Annotated in this window: 19 protein-coding genes; 9 read left to right on the top strand and 10 right to left on the bottom strand. The window is 68.0% G+C overall.

Going from position 1 to position 15,713, the window contains the following annotated elements; translation table 11 throughout:
* The first annotated feature begins 67 nt into the window (after nt 1-67).
* Both HDA44_RS33780 and HDA44_RS33775 read left to right on the top strand, forming a co-directional pair.
* On the top strand, nt 68-667 hold the full coding sequence (locus HDA44_RS33780; RefSeq protein WP_184841472.1) for a flavodoxin family protein: 600 nt from the start codon (nt 68-70) through the stop codon (nt 665-667).
* Nucleotides 667-987 carry a DMT family transporter gene (locus HDA44_RS33775; RefSeq protein WP_184841470.1) on the top strand — a complete coding sequence of 107 codons (321 nt, stop codon included), beginning with the start codon at nt 667-669 and terminating at the stop codon, nt 985-987. The genes HDA44_RS33780 and HDA44_RS33775 overlap by 1 nt, the downstream gene beginning before the upstream one ends.
* Before the next feature lie 40 nt (nt 988-1,027).
* Here the strand turns inward: HDA44_RS33775 and HDA44_RS33770 are convergent, their stop codons facing one another.
* On the bottom strand, nt 1,028-1,687 hold the full coding sequence (locus tag HDA44_RS33770) for a nucleotidyltransferase family protein (RefSeq protein WP_184841468.1): 660 nt from the start codon (nt 1,685-1,687) through the stop codon (nt 1,028-1,030).
* 227 nt (nt 1,688-1,914) lie between these two features.
* Nucleotides 1,915-2,553 carry a DUF4245 domain-containing protein gene (locus HDA44_RS33765; protein ID WP_184841466.1) on the bottom strand — a complete coding sequence of 213 codons (639 nt, stop codon included), beginning with the start codon at nt 2,551-2,553 and terminating at the stop codon, nt 1,915-1,917.
* A gap of 69 nt (nt 2,554-2,622) precedes the next feature.
* Here HDA44_RS33765 and glpX point away from each other — a divergent pair, with 69 nt between their 5' ends.
* From glpX to HDA44_RS33750, 3 genes are read left to right on the top strand one after another with little or no spacing between them, the layout of a single operon-like run.
* Nucleotides 2,623-3,654 carry a class II fructose-bisphosphatase gene (gene glpX / locus HDA44_RS33760; RefSeq protein WP_184841464.1) on the top strand — a complete coding sequence of 344 codons (1,032 nt, stop codon included), beginning with the start codon at nt 2,623-2,625 and terminating at the stop codon, nt 3,652-3,654.
* Nucleotides 3,651-4,592, top strand: coding sequence for a carbohydrate kinase family protein (locus tag HDA44_RS33755; RefSeq protein WP_184841462.1), 942 nt, complete (start codon nt 3,651-3,653; stop codon nt 4,590-4,592). Before glpX ends, HDA44_RS33755 begins: the two co-directional genes overlap by 4 nt.
* Before the next feature lies 1 nt (nt 4,593).
* Nucleotides 4,594-5,064, top strand: a complete 471-nt coding sequence (locus HDA44_RS33750) for a PH domain-containing protein (RefSeq protein WP_184841461.1) — start codon at nt 4,594-4,596, stop codon at nt 5,062-5,064.
* A gap of 90 nt (nt 5,065-5,154) precedes the next feature.
* Here HDA44_RS33750 and HDA44_RS33745 read toward each other — a convergent pair whose 3' ends face one another.
* Nucleotides 5,155-5,823 carry a FadR/GntR family transcriptional regulator gene (locus HDA44_RS33745; protein WP_184841459.1) on the bottom strand — a complete coding sequence of 223 codons (669 nt, stop codon included), beginning with the start codon at nt 5,821-5,823 and terminating at the stop codon, nt 5,155-5,157.
* Between the two features lie 194 nt (nt 5,824-6,017).
* On the opposite strand from HDA44_RS33745, the gene HDA44_RS33740 reads away from it, so the two are divergent.
* Both HDA44_RS33740 and HDA44_RS33735 read left to right on the top strand, forming a co-directional pair.
* Nucleotides 6,018-7,364 (top strand): 2-isopropylmalate synthase, encoded by a 1,347-nt coding sequence (locus tag HDA44_RS33740; protein WP_337906719.1) that lies wholly within the window; start codon nt 6,018-6,020, stop codon nt 7,362-7,364.
* Nucleotides 7,352-8,128: an ATP-binding cassette domain-containing protein gene (locus tag HDA44_RS33735; RefSeq protein WP_184841457.1), complete on the top strand. Its 777-nt coding sequence runs from the start codon at nt 7,352-7,354 to the stop codon at nt 8,126-8,128. Before HDA44_RS33740 ends, HDA44_RS33735 begins: the two co-directional genes overlap by 13 nt.
* Here the strand turns inward: HDA44_RS33735 and HDA44_RS33730 are convergent.
* Nucleotides 8,082-8,552: a hypothetical protein gene (locus HDA44_RS33730; protein WP_184841455.1), complete on the bottom strand. Its 471-nt coding sequence runs from the start codon at nt 8,550-8,552 to the stop codon at nt 8,082-8,084. The genes HDA44_RS33735 and HDA44_RS33730 overlap by 47 nt on opposite strands.
* A gap of 71 nt (nt 8,553-8,623) precedes the next feature.
* Here HDA44_RS33730 and HDA44_RS33725 point away from each other — a divergent pair, with 71 nt between their 5' ends.
* Entirely contained in the window at nt 8,624-9,115 is a 492-nt protein-coding gene (locus HDA44_RS33725) for a hypothetical protein (protein WP_184841453.1), read from the top strand.
* A gap of 175 nt (nt 9,116-9,290) precedes the next feature.
* Here HDA44_RS33725 and HDA44_RS33720 read toward each other — a convergent pair whose 3' ends face one another.
* Entirely contained in the window at nt 9,291-10,004 is a 714-nt protein-coding gene (locus HDA44_RS33720) for a DUF1707 domain-containing protein (RefSeq protein WP_184841451.1), read from the bottom strand.
* 125 nt (nt 10,005-10,129) lie between these two features.
* On the opposite strand from HDA44_RS33720, the gene HDA44_RS33715 reads away from it, so the two are divergent.
* Nucleotides 10,130-11,791: a FumA C-terminus/TtdB family hydratase beta subunit gene (locus HDA44_RS33715; RefSeq protein WP_184841449.1), complete on the top strand. Its 1,662-nt coding sequence runs from the start codon at nt 10,130-10,132 to the stop codon at nt 11,789-11,791.
* A gap of 6 nt (nt 11,792-11,797) precedes the next feature.
* On the opposite strand, the gene HDA44_RS33710 is transcribed toward HDA44_RS33715, so the two are convergent.
* The 5 genes from HDA44_RS33710 to HDA44_RS33690 all read right to left on the bottom strand — a co-directional run bounded on the left by HDA44_RS33710 (nt 11,798) and on the right by HDA44_RS33690 (nt 15,601).
* Entirely contained in the window at nt 11,798-11,956 is a 159-nt protein-coding gene (locus HDA44_RS33710) for a hypothetical protein (RefSeq protein WP_184841447.1), read from the bottom strand.
* Nucleotides 11,957-12,113: 157 nt separating this feature from the next.
* Nucleotides 12,114-12,782: a ribonuclease FAU-1 family protein gene (locus HDA44_RS33705; protein WP_337906718.1), complete on the bottom strand. Its 669-nt coding sequence runs from the start codon at nt 12,780-12,782 to the stop codon at nt 12,114-12,116.
* Nucleotides 12,779-14,182, bottom strand: a complete 1,404-nt coding sequence (locus tag HDA44_RS33700) for a class II fumarate hydratase (RefSeq protein ID WP_184841445.1) — start codon at nt 14,180-14,182, stop codon at nt 12,779-12,781. The genes HDA44_RS33705 and HDA44_RS33700 overlap by 4 nt, the downstream gene beginning before the upstream one ends.
* A gap of 68 nt (nt 14,183-14,250) precedes the next feature.
* Nucleotides 14,251-14,892, bottom strand: a complete 642-nt coding sequence (locus HDA44_RS33695; protein WP_184841443.1) for a polyamine aminopropyltransferase — start codon at nt 14,890-14,892, stop codon at nt 14,251-14,253.
* A 7-nt stretch (nt 14,893-14,899) separates the two neighbouring features.
* Nucleotides 14,900-15,601: an aggregation-promoting factor C-terminal-like domain-containing protein gene (locus HDA44_RS33690; protein ID WP_184841441.1), complete on the bottom strand. Its 702-nt coding sequence runs from the start codon at nt 15,599-15,601 to the stop codon at nt 14,900-14,902.
* Between the last annotated feature and the right edge of the window lie 112 nt (nt 15,602-15,713).

Below are 15,713 nucleotides of genomic sequence, written 5' to 3'. Positions count from 1 at the left end.
ACTGCGGTCCGGTACTGTCTTCCATAAGACGGACTGTAGTCCGCTAAAGCCTCAGGAGGAAGCAGCCATGACCACCACCCCCGCCCGTGTGGCGATCGCGTACCACTCCGGGTTCGGGCACACCGCGCGGCAGGCCGAGGCCGTCGCCACCGGCGCCGCGTCGGTGCCCGGCACCAGCACCGACCTGGTCCCGCTGGACGAGCTGACCGACGATGTCTGGGCCCGGCTGAACGCGGCGGACGCGATCATCTTCGGCACCCCGACATACATGGGCAGCCCGAGCTGGGTGTTCAAGAAGTTCGCCGAGGAAAGCGTCAAGATCTGGGCCGGCGACCTCGGCTGGCGGGACAAGATCGCGGCCGGGTTCACCAACTCGAAGGCGATCAACGGCGACAAGCTGAACAGCCTGGTCGACCTGGCCGTCTTCGCCGCGCAGCACGGGATGATCTGGGTCGGCCTGGACATCTACCCGGGCTGGGCAGAGAGCACCGCGAGCATCGAGGACCTGAACCGGCTCGGCAGCTGGCTCGGCGCGATGGCGCAATCCGACGGCGACCTGTCCGCGGAGAAGGCGCCGCCGGCCACCGACCTGCGCACCGCGGCAGCGCTCGGTGCTCGCGTCGCGACGATCACCCACCGGCACCTGCGCGGAGTACAGGCAGCCTGATGGCCTGGCTCATCTTGCTGGTCGCGGCGGCGTTCGAGATCGCGTTCGCACTCAGCCTGAAACCGAGCGAGGGCTTCAGCAAGCTCTGGCCGACGCTCGGGGTGCTGGTGTTCGGCGTGATCTCGGTCGCCCTGCTGGCCAGGACCCTCGACCGCCTCCCGGTCGGCACCGCGTACGCGATCTGGACCGGCCTCGGTTCGGTCGGCGTCGTCACCCTCGGAATCATCCTGTTCGACGAACCGATCACACCCGCCCGAATCGCCTGCATCGCCCTGATCGTCACCGGCGTCGTCGGCCTGCGCCTGGCCGGCGCCGACTGACCACCCGATGCGCACCAGGACCTGATCCACTCCCAGTCGGTCAGGTGCTGGTGCGGCGCCGCCGGCGGTGGGGGTTGGTGGGCAGCGCGCTCGAATGTGTGCCGGGCGGCGGTTCGACCGCCGGCCCGGGTGCGCCGGAAATGACTCGTTCGTACGTCGCCCAGGTGCTGATCCGCGGCGGAATGTTGCCGATAGCATCGACTCTGGTGACCGGATGCACGCCGCTGCCGACCAGGTTCCACAGCTCGGCGTCGGCACGCAGGCCACGCAGCTCACCGAACAGTTCGCGGCCGAACCAGCATGGTTGACTCTCACCATCGCCGTACCGGCAGACACCGATCGGGGTCGCGGCCTCGGCGACCAGTGACCACACGGTCGCGGAAGTGACTCCGGGCTGGTCACCGAGCAGTACGACGATGCCGTCCGCCCGCCGGTCGACCGCGTCCAGCGCCGGGACGATCGATGCGCTGCCGGTGTCGAAGTGCGGTGAGTCGACAACCCGTACGCCGCCGAGGTCGACCCGGTCGCGTACCTGGCCCGATGCGCTTCCGAGCGTCACGATCAGCTGGTCGAAACCGCATTCGCGCGCGGCTTGCACCGTGCAGCCGAGCAACGTGTCGCCTCGATAGGCCAGCAACTGCCACGGCGTACCCAAATGCGGCGAGCTTCCCGCGCCCAGCAGCAACCCCGTGACGAACATCGGCGGGTCAACTCCCCAGCCTGGCAGGCGCAGCCATCAAAGGCCCTCTCGCTAATCCCCGAGCGTGCACGAGCCGATCCTCGATACAACCGCCCGCCCAACCCCGCTGTCAACGCCCGTCCGAAAACCGTTCACCCCACGCACGGCGAGCCTTGCCCGTTCAGGTGCAGAGTTCGGCCAGTCACCGCATCCGGACGACAGCGCGGCGCGGGGGGTAGCGGGGGTGGTCAGTGGAGGACTGAGGCGAAGGCTTCCAGGTCTGGGTAGCCGGCGTTGCCGGTGACTATGGTGGTGGTGCCGGCGCCGACCAGGACCAGGGCGGTTTCGCCTTTTCGGTCCAGCAGGATCTTGCGTTGCCAGGTGACGCCGTTCACCGCGGCGGTGCCGTCGTCGGACGTGCGGCCGAGTTTGTCGCCGAGGAACTTGCCGGTGGTGACGTTCGACTGCTCCAGACCGACGTACTTGCGGGCCGCCGTCACCACGCCGAGGTGCCAGGTGATCGGCTCCTGCTGCGGCGTACGGAACTCGACGCTGGTCGCACTCCAGCCGGACGGCATCGGCTCCGGCCCGCGGACCCAGGCGGCGACCTTCTTCGCGTCCTCGAGCTGCGCGGTGTACTCGATCGCCTTGACTTCCTCCTTGTGCGGCCGCCAGGTGACCAGGACCAGGAACGCGACCACCGCCAGGCAGATCGCCAGCGCGAACACCATGTTTCCGACCGTCTGCGACTTCGCCTTGTCCCGCCGGTACGCCTGGCGGTACTCGTTCCGCTCCGCCAGCACCTGCGCGCGTTCGCGCGCGGCGGTGTCGGCCGCGGTGTCGTCGGCGGCACCCTGATCGGAAGCACCCTGGCCTGTGGAACTCATACCGACAGTGTCTCGTGCCGCCCAATCCGCCGGAACACCGGCCGGAGGCGTTGGCTACGATCCGTGGACATGGACCCGACCACGCCACCTGCCCATCTGGAGGTCGAGGCGCACGCGCCTGACCGGAACCTCGCGCTCGAACTGGTGCGGGTCACCGAGGCCGCCGCGATGGCGGCCGGGCGCTGGGTCGGCCGTGGTGACAAGTACGGCGCCGACGGCGCGGCGGTGAACGCGATGCGTACGCTGATCGGCACCGTCGGCATGGACGGCGTCGTGGTGATCGGCGAGGGCGAGAAGGACAACGCCCCGATGCTCTACAACGGCGAGCAGGTCGGCTCCGGCGAGGGCCCGGCGTGCGACGTCGCGGTCGACCCGGTGGACGGTACGACGCTCGTCGCGAAGGGGATGAACAACGGCATCGCGGTGATGGCGGTGTCGGCGCGGAACTCGATGTACGACCCGTCCGCGGTGTTCTACATGGAGAAACTCGTGGTCGGGCCGGAAGCGGCCGAGGTGGTCGACATCCGGCTGCCGGTCGCCGAGAACATCCGCCGGGTCGCGAAGGCGAAGGGTTCGTCGGTCGACGATGTCACGGTGGTGCTGCTCGACCGGCCCCGGCACGAGGAGCTCGCGACGCAGATCCGGGCCACCGGCGCGCGGATCAAGTTCATCTCCGACGGTGACGTGGCCGGCGCGGTGGAGGCGGCCCGTCCGGACACCGGTCTGGACATGCTGCTCGGCATCGGTGGTACGCCGGAGGGCATCATCGCCGCCTGCGCGATGAAGTGCCTGGGCGGCAAGATCCAGGGCAAGCTGTGGCCGCGCGACGACGCCGAACGGCAGAAGGCACTGGACGCCGGCCACGACCTGGACCGGGTACTGGACACCGACGACCTGGTCAGCGGCGACGACTGCTTCTTCGTGGCCACCGGTATCACCGACGGCGAGCTCCTCCGCGGCGTGCGTTACGGCCGCTCCACCGCCCGTACGCACTCCCTGGTGATGCGCTCCCGCAGCGGCACCATCCGTACCATCGAAAGCGTCCACCAGCTGGCCAAACTCCGCGCCTACTCCACCATCGACTTCGAGCACGCCAGATGAGCGCCCCTGTTCTAGTAGTTGGGGAAGCTCTGGTTGACATCGTTGGAGCTGTAGCCAAGAGCGGCCGGAACGGGAAGGTGCAGGCGACTCCGGGTGGGTCTCCGGCGAATGTCGCGGTGGGGTTGGCTCGACTGGGGGTTCCTACCGAGTTGGTGACCCGGTTCGGCACCGACGCGTACGGGGATCAACTTGGCGCGCACCTGTTCGGTAACGGGGTGCAGCTTGCTCCTGGCTCGGTTGACGCCAAGTTCCGGACCAGCACCGCGACGGCGACGCTGGACGCGGCGGGCGTCGCGACGTACCAGTTCGACATCTCCTGGGAGCCGCCGACGCTCTCACTGTCACGCGGGTGCCCAGCGGTACACACCGGCTCGATCGCGACCGTGCTCGAGCCTGGTGCGGCAGCCATCCACGACTTCCTGAAGTCACTCATCGACCAGCCAGTGACAGTCACTCTTGACCCGAACGCGCGTCCCAGCATCACACCGGACCCGGTGTCGACCTGGTCTGCCGTACGGGAGCTGGCGGCGCTGAGCGACCTGGTCAAGCTGAGTGACGAGGACTGTGAGTTCCTGCGCCCGGGGCAGACGCCCGAAGCCATAGCGCAGGAGCTACTCACTGCGGAGCGTACGCAGTGCGTGGTGATCACCCGCGGCAGCGGCGGCGCTCTTGGAGTCAGCCGGGACATACAGGTCGACGTACCGGCGCCGGCGATCGATGTGGTCGACACAGTGGGCGCAGGTGACTCGTTCATGTCTGCACTGATCGCCGGCCTCAACGCACGCGGTCTGCTCGGTGAGAAGCGCCTGGCCGGTCTGGGAGCCGAAGACCTGCACGACGTGGTCGACTACGCGGTGAAAGCCGCTGCGATCACCTGCACCCGGCACGGCGCCGATCCGCCCACTGTGGCCGACCACACAGACAGGTGGGGCGCCTGACATGTCGGCAGACGCATGGGCGGCCGAGCTCGAGTCAGAAGGCAGCGTGGTCTTTCCACCTCGCCGCGTACGGGTGTACGCCCGCCTGGTCGGCTTCGGCTTGCTGACAGTGGTGTCCGCGCTGACGAACCTCCAGCACCTGCAGAACAACGACATCTCCGGAACACTCGGCGTCCTGCGGCTGACCGCACTGGCCGCGTTCATGTACGGCACCGGGCACGCTGTCTGGCAGCTGATCACGAACCGTCCGGTGCTCACGGTGGACGAGTCCGGCATCACCCGCGGGCGCACGCTCCCCTGGAGCGCGATCAGCCGGATCGATGCGCCGGTCGGGCTTCCGTTGGCACGAAGCGTCCGCGTGCAGCCGACGGACCGGCGTACGCGGCCGTTGACGATCACCCCGGACAACGTCGACGACCTGGACGCACTGACACCCTGGCTCCGCTCAGTACTCGCCCAACACCGCAACTAACCACAACACATCGCGCCGACGGCGACCAGCGATCGCCGCGGCGAACCGATCGCTGCGGCTAGGCGATGGCGGCGGGTCGGCGCAGTTGCGCTAGGTGATGGAGTTGCGGACGGCGCTGAGGTGCTGGCGGGAGAGGGATGCGGCCAGGTCGGCGTCCTTCACCCGGATCGCCTCGGCGATCGCCGCGTGTGCCGCCTGGTCGTTGCGGTGCCGGTGCTCGTCGTCCATCTTCAGCATGTCGACCATCGCCCGCCGGATCCGCGGAACGAAGGTGTCGAACAACTCGGTGAGTACCGCGTTGTGCGCGGCCGTCACGATCGCACGATGGAACGCCAGGTCAGCCTCGATGTACCAGTCGTCCGGTGCACTCACCGCGGCCCTCCGCCGGTCGGAGAGCGTGTAGCGGAAGTTCTTCAGGTCGTCCGGAGTCCGCCGGGACGCGGCCAGCCGGGCGCCTTCGGTCTCGATCGCCAGCCGGCCCTCGAGTACGTCGGTGATGTCCGCCTTGCGGAGCACCTTGTCCCAGTCCTCAGCGGCCTCGAGCGCGAGCACGAACACCCCGGCGCCCTGCCGGCTCTCCAGCACCCGGCGACCGGCGAGCTCACGCACCGCCTCCCGGATCGTCGACCGGCCGACGCCCAGCTGTGCAGCCAGCGTGGTCTCGCCAGGCAGCTTCGCGCCGACTGCCCATTCACCGCTGCCGATCCGGCGCAGCAACTCCTCAGCGGCCTGCTCGGCCAGCGGGTGTCGGCGAATCATTGGGCAAGTGTATTGGTTCTCAGGTTGTCAGCTTGTCTGAGGAGTTGATACGGTACTCGGCATGTCGACCCTCCGGCTCGCGGGCCTCCTCCTTCTTGGCCGCCACGGCGGGAGCTGATTCGACCGGCGCTCCCCCCGTGGAGTGCCGTCATCCGCCGGTCCACCCGCTTCGGACCCCGGAAGGACCCACGATCGTGAACCGTCAGCAACCCTCCCCCATGCCCAGCCACCGCTACCGCGACGTCTTCGCCAAGGTCCCGGTGCCGCGCCCGATCCAAGGCGCGCCGGTCGCCCGCACCTGGCCGGACAACCGGATCACCACCGCGCCGCTGTGGGTGCCGGTCGACCTCCGGGACGGCAACCAGGCGCTGGCCGACCCGATGGACCCCGAGCGGAAGCGGAAGTTCTTCGAGCTGATGGTTGCCATCGGCTACAAGGAGATCGAGGTCGGCTACCCGTCCGCGTCCACGACCGACTTCGACTTCGTCCGGCTGCTGGCCGGCTCGGACCTGGTCCCGCCGGACGTCACCATCGTCGTCTTCACCCCGGCCCGCAAGGACCTGATCGAGCGCACGGTCGAATCGGTCGCGGGCATCCGCGGCGACGTGGTCATCCACATGTACACGGCGACCGCGCCGGTGTGGCGCGATGTCGTGCTGCGCCGTACCCGGGACGAACTGGCCGCGATGATCTACGCCGGATCGGAGCACATCCAGCGGCTGGCCGGGGACAACGTGCGCTTCCAGTTCTCGCCCGAGGTGTACAACCTGACCGAGCCGGACTTCATCCTCGAACTCGCCGACCACCTGACCAAACAGTGGGACGCGACCGCGGAACGACCGGTGATCCTGAACCTGCCGGCCACGGTCGAGGTCGCGACTCCGAACGTGTACGCCGACCAGATCGAGTACATGCATCAGAACTTGCCCCGGCGCGACGGCGTCATCCTGTCCGTACACCCGCACAACGACCGCGGCACCGGGGTCGCCTGCGCCGAACTCGCCGTCCTGGCCGGCGCGCAACGCGTCGAGGGCTGCGTCTTCGGCAACGGCGAACGCACCGGCAACGTCGACATCGCCACCCTCGCGCTGAACCTCCATGCCCAGGGCGTGGACCCGATGATCGACTTCTCGGACATCGACCGGATCAAGGACGTGGTCGAGTACTGCACCCGGATGCCGATTCATCCGCGGCATCCGTACGTCGGCGAACTCGTGTACACCGCGTTCTCGGGTACGCATCAGGACGCGATCCGGAAGGGTTTCGCCGTCCAGGGACCGGGGTTCTGGGAGGTGCCGTACCTGCCGATCGATCCGGCCGACGTCGGCCGCGGGTACGAGGCGGTGGTCCGCGTGAACAGCCAGTCGGGTAAAGGTGGGATCGCGCACGTACTGGAATCCGTGTACGGCGTACGGTTGCCGGCTGAACAGGAAGCGGTGTTCGCGCGGCACGTCCAGGAGTACACGGACCGGACCGGGCGGGAAGCGAGCGCGGCCGAGCTGAAGGCGTTGTACGAGGAGGTTTACGGGTGCTCGAACTGAAGGACGTCGATTTCGTCCGGGACGGCAAACCGCTGCTCACCGGGGTGTCGCTGACCGCGGCCGAGGGTGAACGCTGGGCGCTGCTCGGCCCGAACGGCGCCGGGAAGAGCACCATGCTCGGCCTGTGCGGCGCGGTCACGCACCCAACCCGCGGCACGGTCGAGATCCTGGGCAAACGGTTGGGTACGGTCGACATCCGCACGCTGCGTGAATCCATCGGCCACGTGAACCCGCGCCACCCGCTGCGCTCGCCGCTCACCATCCACGACGTCGTGCTGACCGGCCTGACCGGAACCATCGAACGAATGCCGCGCTGGGAGCCGACCGCCGAACAGACCGCTCGTGCCTACGAGCTGATCGACCTGCTCGGCGTCGGCGCGCACGCCAAGTCGCCCTGGACCACCATTTCCCAGGGCGAACGTGGCCGCGCTCTGATCGCCCGCGCGCTCATCTCCGACCCGAAACTCCTGCTCCTGGACGAACCCTCAACGGGTCTCGACGTCGCCGCCCGCGAACAACTCCTCGAAACCCTCGACCAGATCCACGCCTCCCACCCACACCTGACCTGGCTCCTGGTCACCCATCACCTCGAGGAACTCCCCACCTGCACCACCCACGCCGCCCTCCTCCGCGAAGGCCGCCTCCTCGCCACCGGCCCGGCCGACGAGGTCCTCACCACTCCCCTGATCACCCAAACCTTCGCCCACCCCATCCAAATCACCCACCACGCCGGCCGCTGGACCGCCACCACCCACCGAAACTGACCAGCCCCAACCCGGCACAAACCCCGGCAATCCAGAAGCACACCGTGGCGTCCGACCGCGCCGCATCCGCTGCCCAGACCCCACGAGCAGCGGCCGGCGCGGCAACGGCGTACTCGACCGGGACGACGTCGCCGATGCGCAGAAAGTGCTCCCCCGGGTCCCGGCGCGTTTTGATCAGGTAGTCCGCCCCACCCACGGCGTACCGGACACTGGCCGAGCCGGCGCGTTTGGGGAACCACGTGGACTCGTGGGTACTGACCACCGTTCCGTTAGCCGTCGCGGTAGGTTGATCGAGCGGACGTGACAGGTGCGACGAGTACAGCCCCAAGCCGCCGAAGGCCGCCGTCAGGAACGCGAAGAACTGCACCAGGGCCAGGAGCCGTCCGCCACCCCGTCGTTTGGGCCCTGTCCTGGAGCGCTTCATGGGACAAGTGTTGTGCATTACAGTGAGCCTGCTCCGGGGGGAGGTCGAGGCTGGGGGACGGCGTGCGGGTTATGGGTGAGCGGCTGCCTGAAGCGTGGATGGTGGAGTGGCACCGGAATCAGCGGGTGGAGTTTCCGCTGCGTCGATGGGCGTACCTGTTTCCGTCGATGCTGCCGTTCGCATTGATCGGACTCGGTGCACTCCCGCGCCTGTTCTACAGCGATTGGCGCGTGACCAGCTACGTACTGTTCGCGGTGTACGTGGTAGTCGGCGCTGGGGTCATCTGGCAGCTGATCACCCAGCGGCCGGTCGTGGTTGTCGATCATCGCGGCATCCACTACGGACGCCGGCGCTTCATGGCCTGGGACGACATCAGTTCGATCGACCTGCCGCACGGCCCGAGAATGACGCGCCAGCTACCCATTCACCCGAAGGACGTCTGGGCCAAGCGCCTCGTACTCACCCAGAACCACGTCAGCGACCTGGAATCCTTCCGCACCTGGCTCACCGCCCTCCTGACCGACCACCGCCAGACACCTTCCACCGAGGCCCCCACCACCTGATGCCCGACCCGCCCTGGGAACGCTCCGTCCCGATCACCCCAAGGACCACTACCCGGAAGCGCCTCCACCTCCCCCGCGAAAACATCCGCAACCTCCCTGCCCTCCACACCTGGCTGGAGGCAACCCACCGCGAAGCACCTGCAGCCCTGGACGAATAGGGCGCTAGGCGGCTGGGTCAGGTTAGGCCGAGGCGTTTGGAGAGGCGGGGGCCTCGTTTGATTTTGATTTCGCCGAGGATGGCGGTGCCGCGGATGTGGAAGCGTTTGGGGGTGGTCGGCTGGGCGTTGGGGTCGGGGACGGCAGCCAGGCCGGATTCCTGTTCGGTGACCGAGCCCAGGATGGGGTTGCTGTCCAGGACGACGATCGCGTTCTGGGGTACGCGGATCTTCACGTCGGCGAGGATCGACTTCACGTCCACCACGATCTCGTCGTACGGGATGCTCGCCTCGGTGTAATCGAGGGTGACGTCGCCGAGGACCGCGTGGACTTCCTGGCGCTGCGGCACCAGCCAGTTGCCCAGCCGCTTCGTGTCGGACAGGAACACGTTGATCACCGGGCCGGACTCGACCATCGCGCCGCCGCTGTGCTGCGGGTCCACGGCCGGTACGCCATGACCGGGCGCGCTCGGACCGGCCGGGAGGTCGGCGGTCAGCTCGACCAGCTCGCCGTACGTCTTGGAGCCGTACAGCGACTCGAGCCGCTCCTCCAGCTCACCGTACGAGAGCCGGCCCTCGCCCGCGGCCTCGCGGAGCACGTCGGCGACCTCCTCCCGCTCCATGTCGGACACCCGCCGCCGCAGCGCCAACTCGTCGCCACTCGGCACCGGCGACACGTCCTGCGGTCGCTGCTGCTGGGGAACGCCATCCCGGGGTACGTCATCCTGAGCCACGGCAAAACCATACGCGCGCCCACCCCCACTCGCAGACCCGTTTCCTCCCCCATTCACCCCTGAGCCGGCCCCTGAGGGCGGGAGATTAGGCTTTGGTCAGTCCACTTCATCTGGAGGTATGCCCGGTGTCTGCCGACTTCAACTACTCCGACTTGTTGCCGCTGGGTGCCGACGAGACGGAGTACCGGCTGCTGACCACCGAGGGTGTCAGCACGTTCACCGTGGGCGACCGGACCTTCCTGCAGGTGCAGCCCGAGGTACTGCAGGCGCTGACCGCGGAGGCAATGCACGACATCTCGCACTACCTGCGGACCGCGCACCTGGAGCAGCTGCGCCGGATCATCGACGACCCGGAGGCGTCCGGCAACGACCGGTTCGTCGCGCTCGACCTGCTGAAGAACGCGAACATCTCGGCCGGCGGCGTCCTCCCGATGTGCCAGGACACCGGCACCGCGATCGTGATGGGCAAGAAGTCCGAGGGCGTACTCACCGGCGCCGCCGACGAGGAGTGGATCAGCCGCGGCGTGTACGACGCGTACACGAAACTGAACCTGCGCTACAGCCAGATGGCGCCACTGACCATGTGGGACGAGAAGAACACCGGTTCGAACCTGCCGGCCCAGATCGAGCTGTACTCCACCCCCGGTACCGGCGACCCGGCGTACAAGTTCCTGTTCATGGCCAAGGGTGGCGGTTCCGCGAACAAGTCGTTCCTGTACCAGGAGACCAAGGCGGTTCTGAACCCGAACCGGATGATGGAGTTCCTGGACGAGAAGATCCGTTCACTCGGTACGGCGGCCTGCCCTCCGTACCATCTCGCGATCGTGGTCGGTGGCACCTCGGCCGAGTACGCGCTGAAGACCGCGAAGTACGCGTCGGCGCACTACCTGGACACGCTGCCGACGACGGGATCGCCGGTCGGGCACGGGTTCCGGGACGTGGAGCTGGAGGAGGAGGTCTTCAAGCTGACGCAGCAGTTCGGGATCGGCGCGCAGTTCGGCGGGAAGTACTTCTGCCACGACGTGCGGGTGATCCGGCTGCCGCGGCACGGCGCGTCCTGCCCGGTCGCGATCGCGGTGTCCTGCTCGGCGGACCGGCAGGCGCTGGCGAAGATCACGCCGGAGGGTGTGTTCCTGGAGCAGCTCGAACGTGAGCCGGCCCGGTTCCTGCCGGACACCACCGACGAGCACCTGGACGACTCCGAGGTGGTCCGGGTCGACCTGAACCGGCCGATGAGCGAGATTCGCGCGGAGCTGTCCAAGCTGCCGGTGAAGACGCGGCTGTCACTGTCCGGTCCGCTCGTGGTGGCGCGGGACATCGCGCACGCGAAGATCAAGGAGCGGCTGGACGCGGGCGAGCCGATGCCTGCCTACCTGCGCGATCACGCAGTGTACTACGCGGGTCCGGCGAAGACGCCCGAAGGGTACGCGTCCGGTTCGTTCGGGCCGACGACGGCGGGGCGGATGGACGCGTACGTGGACCAGTTCCAGGCAGCCGGCGGGTCGTTCGTGATGCTTGCCAAGGGCAACCGGTCGGCGAAAGTGACGGCGGCGTGCAAGGAGCACGGCGGCTTCTACCTCGGCTCGATCGGCGGACCGGCGGCGCGGCTGGCGCAGGACTGCATCAAGTCGGTCGACGTGATCGAGTACGCGGAGCTCGGGATGGAGGCGATCTGGAAGATCCAGGTCGAGGACTTCCCCGCCTTCATCGTGGTCGACGACAAGGGCAACGACTTCTTCACCTCCACCGCCAAACCGGTCCCCCTCACCGTCCGCCCCCGCAGCTGACTCCCTTCAGCCGGCCTTGGTTTCGAGCTCCTCGGGGAGTTTGGCCAGTAGGGCTCTGGTGGCTTTGACGAGATCGGCTTCGTTGTGCCCGAACGCCTGGAGATAACTGCCGAGGGCCGAGCGCAGCAGCTGAAGCTCCTCGGTCTGCAACTCGATGGTGTACATATCTCCAAGCTAAGGCCGTACGCGACGGTTGCAACCCCTCGTAACGCACCTGTTGCCACCCAGCACCCTCAACCACCCGGCCACCCGGTCAACCCCAGAATCTCCACCGCCGTATCCGCAACCGACCGGTTTCGTTCGCCAGACTGCGGTTGGGGCATCAGGTGTGTAGCTCCTCCGCTATTAGGCTGGGGTTGTGGGTGGTGGGTGCGGTGGGGACCTTCCAGGTGAGTGGGGGTGTCCAGGTTTGCCAGTTGTCGGAGAAGGGTGGGGCCCAGGCCTCGATGTCGCGGATGGCGAGGTGGGCGTCGTTGGTGATGTCGGCTGCTTCCGCGGGTGTGTAGCGGCCCGCCGTGACAGCGCCTTCGAGTTCGTCCTCGTCCTTCCATTCGATACTGCGGTCAGGGTTGATCCACAGGTCCAGCACATGGTCGACCGTGCTGGTACGACGTGCGGCCCAGTCACGCACATGCTCGTGCTCTAGGTTCACGTACCAGCCGCGGAACGTCCCGTCGGCGTCCCAGAAGTGCCAGACCGACCACGGTTTGCCCGGCGGCGACACCTTGAGAATCCCGGTCCCGCGCCAGACGTCGAGTTTCAGCACCCGGTCCGCGGTGAACATCGCGACCGGACCGGCATGCCGCGTCTCGCGCCCGTCGGTGAGCACCGGTTTCAGCAACGGCGTACCAGGCGCGAGCCAGGCGACCAGTCCATCCGCGTCGTCCCGCACCACGGTCATCGGGCGTACGTTCGGCAGGTGGGCGTGCGGCCCGGAGCCCTCGTACACCCATTCGATCGTGGTGCCCGGCTCCCAGTAGCGCGCCGTCACGAGGTGGCCGGGCGGGTCATGGACAGTACGTCGAGGGCGGCATCCAGTTGTTCCTCGGTCAGGTCTCCCTTCGCCACGTGACCGTTCTCGATCACTACTTCACGGATCGTTTTCCCTTGTTTCAAAGCACTTTTCGCGACCGCGGCGGCATTCTCGTACCCGATGTACCGATTCAGCGGCGTGACGATCGAGGGTGACGACTCGGCCAGCGCGCGGGCGTGCTCCACGTTCGCGGTGATGCCGTCGACGCAGCGGTCGGCCAGCAGACGGGAGCTGTTCGACAGCAGGGTGATGGACTCCAGCAGGTTCCGCGCGATCACCGGCAGCATCACGTTCAGCTCGAAGTTGCCGCCGGCACCGGCCACGGTGATGGTGGTGTCGTTGCCGATCACCTGCGCGGCGACCATCAGGGTCGCCTCGCAGATCACCGGATTCACCTTGCCCGGCATGATGCTCGATCCCGGTTGCAGATCGGGCAGCGCGATCTCGCCGAGCCCGGCGCGCGGCCCGGAACCCATCCAGCGCAGGTCGTTGCAGATCTTGGTCAGGCTGACCGCGACCGTCTTCAGCTGCCCGGACAGCTCGACCAGACCGTCCCGCGCGCCCTGCGCCTCGAAGTGATCCTCCGCCTCGGACAGCTCCAGACCGGTCCGCCGGTTCAGCTCGGTGATCACCGCGCCCGCGAACCCAGGCGGCGTGTTGATACCGGTGCCGACCGCGGTCCCGCCCAGCGGCAGCTCGGCGACCCGCGGCAGCGTCGCCCGCACCCGCGCGGCGCCACGGCGGATCTGCTGCGCGTACCCGTTGAACTCCTGGCCGAGCGTCACCGGAGTCGCGTCCATCAGGTGCGTCCGCCCGGACTTCACCACCTCCGCGAACTCAGATCCCTTCCGGGCAAGGGAATCCGCGAGGTGCTCCAGCGCCGGCAGCAGCTCCTCGACGACACCGGCCGTGGCCGCGACGTGGATCGCGGACGGGAAGGTGTCGTTGCTGGACTGGGACGCGTTCACATGGTCGTTCGGATGCACGTCCGCGCCGAGCTCGCGGGTGGCGAGCGTGGCCAGGACCTCGTTCACGTTCATGTTCGTCGACGTACCCGATCCGGTTTGGAAGACGTCGATCGGGAACTCGGCGTCGAACTCGCCGCCGGCCACCTGGTCCGCCGCCGCCACGATCGCGGCCGACCGGTCCGCGTCGAGCACGCCGAGGGACGCGTTCACCACTGCCGCCGAGGCCTTGATCTGGGCGAGCGCGTGCACGAGCTCCGGTGCCAGTGGCCGCCCGGAGATCGGAAAGTTCTCCACCGCACGTTGTGTCTGCGCCCGCCACAACGCGTCCCGAGGCACCTTGACCTCGCCCATCGTGTCGTGCTCGATCCGGAACTCCGCGTCATCTCCCATACCTGCAGAGTACGTGTCCGGCCCGCACCGAAACGCCCCGATCCGCAACCTGTGGACAACCCACGGGGCTAGGCGCCGCCTTGATACACGTAGTAGGTCTCGGCCCGATTCTGCAGCGCGACCGGCACCGGTTTCACCTCGCAGTCACCGAAGACCGAGGTGACGGCCGTCTCCAGCGCGGGCGACGACGACGAGGACCAGACCGTCAGCACCCCGCCGGTGCGCAGTTTCGCCCGGCAGACGGCGAGGAAGCCGGACGTGTAGATGGCCGAGTTCTCGTTGTACACAAGGAAGTCCGGACCGTTGTCCACATCCAGCAGAATCGCGTCGACCGATGCATCGACCAGATCCGCGACAACCGCCCGTACATCGCCGACCACCACGCCGACCCGCGAATCGTCGAGGACCGACGGGACCAGCCCGGAGCGCATCCAGCCGACCAGCTCCGGCTCGATCTCCGCGACCAGCACCTGACCGAGCCGTGCATCGGCGAGCAACGCGCGGACCGTGTAGCCGAGGCCGAGCCCGCCGACCACCACGCGGTCCGGGTGCCGTACGGCGGCCAGCGCGGCAGACGCCAGCAGCTCCTCGCTGGACGTCTCCTGGTCGTCCATCACGAACACACCGTTGACCCGCAGCTCCAGCGCTCCGCCGTCACGCCGGCGCAGCACCAGCTCGCCGCGGGCACTCACCGCCCGTGCCAGCTCCACAGTTGGGTCAGTACCAGTTCTTGGCCACCGAGTGCGCCCACGCGGAGCACGGTGAGCCGTACGTGGCATCGATGTAGTCCAGGCCCCACTTGATCTGGGTGACCGGGTTGGTACGCCAGTCCGACCCGTACGCCGCCATCCGCTTCCCGGGCAGTGCCTGCGGGATGCCGTACGCGGAGGAGGTCGGGTTGGCCGCGCTGACCTTCCAGCGGGACTCCTTGTTCCAGAGCTTCTCCAGGCAGCTGAACTGGCTCTGGCCCCAGCCGTGGTCGGGGAGGAGGTTCATCGCGACCTCCTTCGGCGTGCCCTCGTACTTCTTCCGCTCGGCGTCCCGGCTGGCCCGCTCCTCGCGAACCGAGCGGTCGGCCTCCTGGAGCGCCTGGTACCGCCGCATGGCGGCGTTCTTGGCATCGTTCTTCTGATCGGCGGCGTTCTGCAGCACGATCCGCTGCTGCTCGATCGCCTCGACCTGGTTCCGCATCCGGACCGCGTCGGCGGCAGCGGAGAGGTCGCCGGACTTCGGCGTGGCGGACGGCGCGGCGCTGGTCAGGACCTTGCCACTGTTGATGACTGCCAGTTCGGCCCGCCCGGACACGCTCTCCGACGCACTGCTGCTCCCGGGGGAGCTGAAGAGATCGATACCGGCGACCACGGAGACCACGACGATCCCAGTCACTGAGAGAGCCGCGACGGAGCGCTTCGCTTTCATCTGTCCTTCCGAGAAAACCCGACCCCCGTCGGCTGCAACGAGAACATACTCTGGCGTAAACCGAGCGTGATCACAAGCAGGTCACGGACGAACGGTGCGGCCGCCGCGTGGC

Source organism: Kribbella solani, from assembly GCF_014205295.1.
GTDB lineage: Bacteria > Actinomycetota > Actinomycetes > Propionibacteriales > Kribbellaceae > Kribbella > Kribbella solani.
Note: the sequence above shows the minus strand (reverse complement) of the source record. Positions and strands in the feature narration are given on the sequence as shown.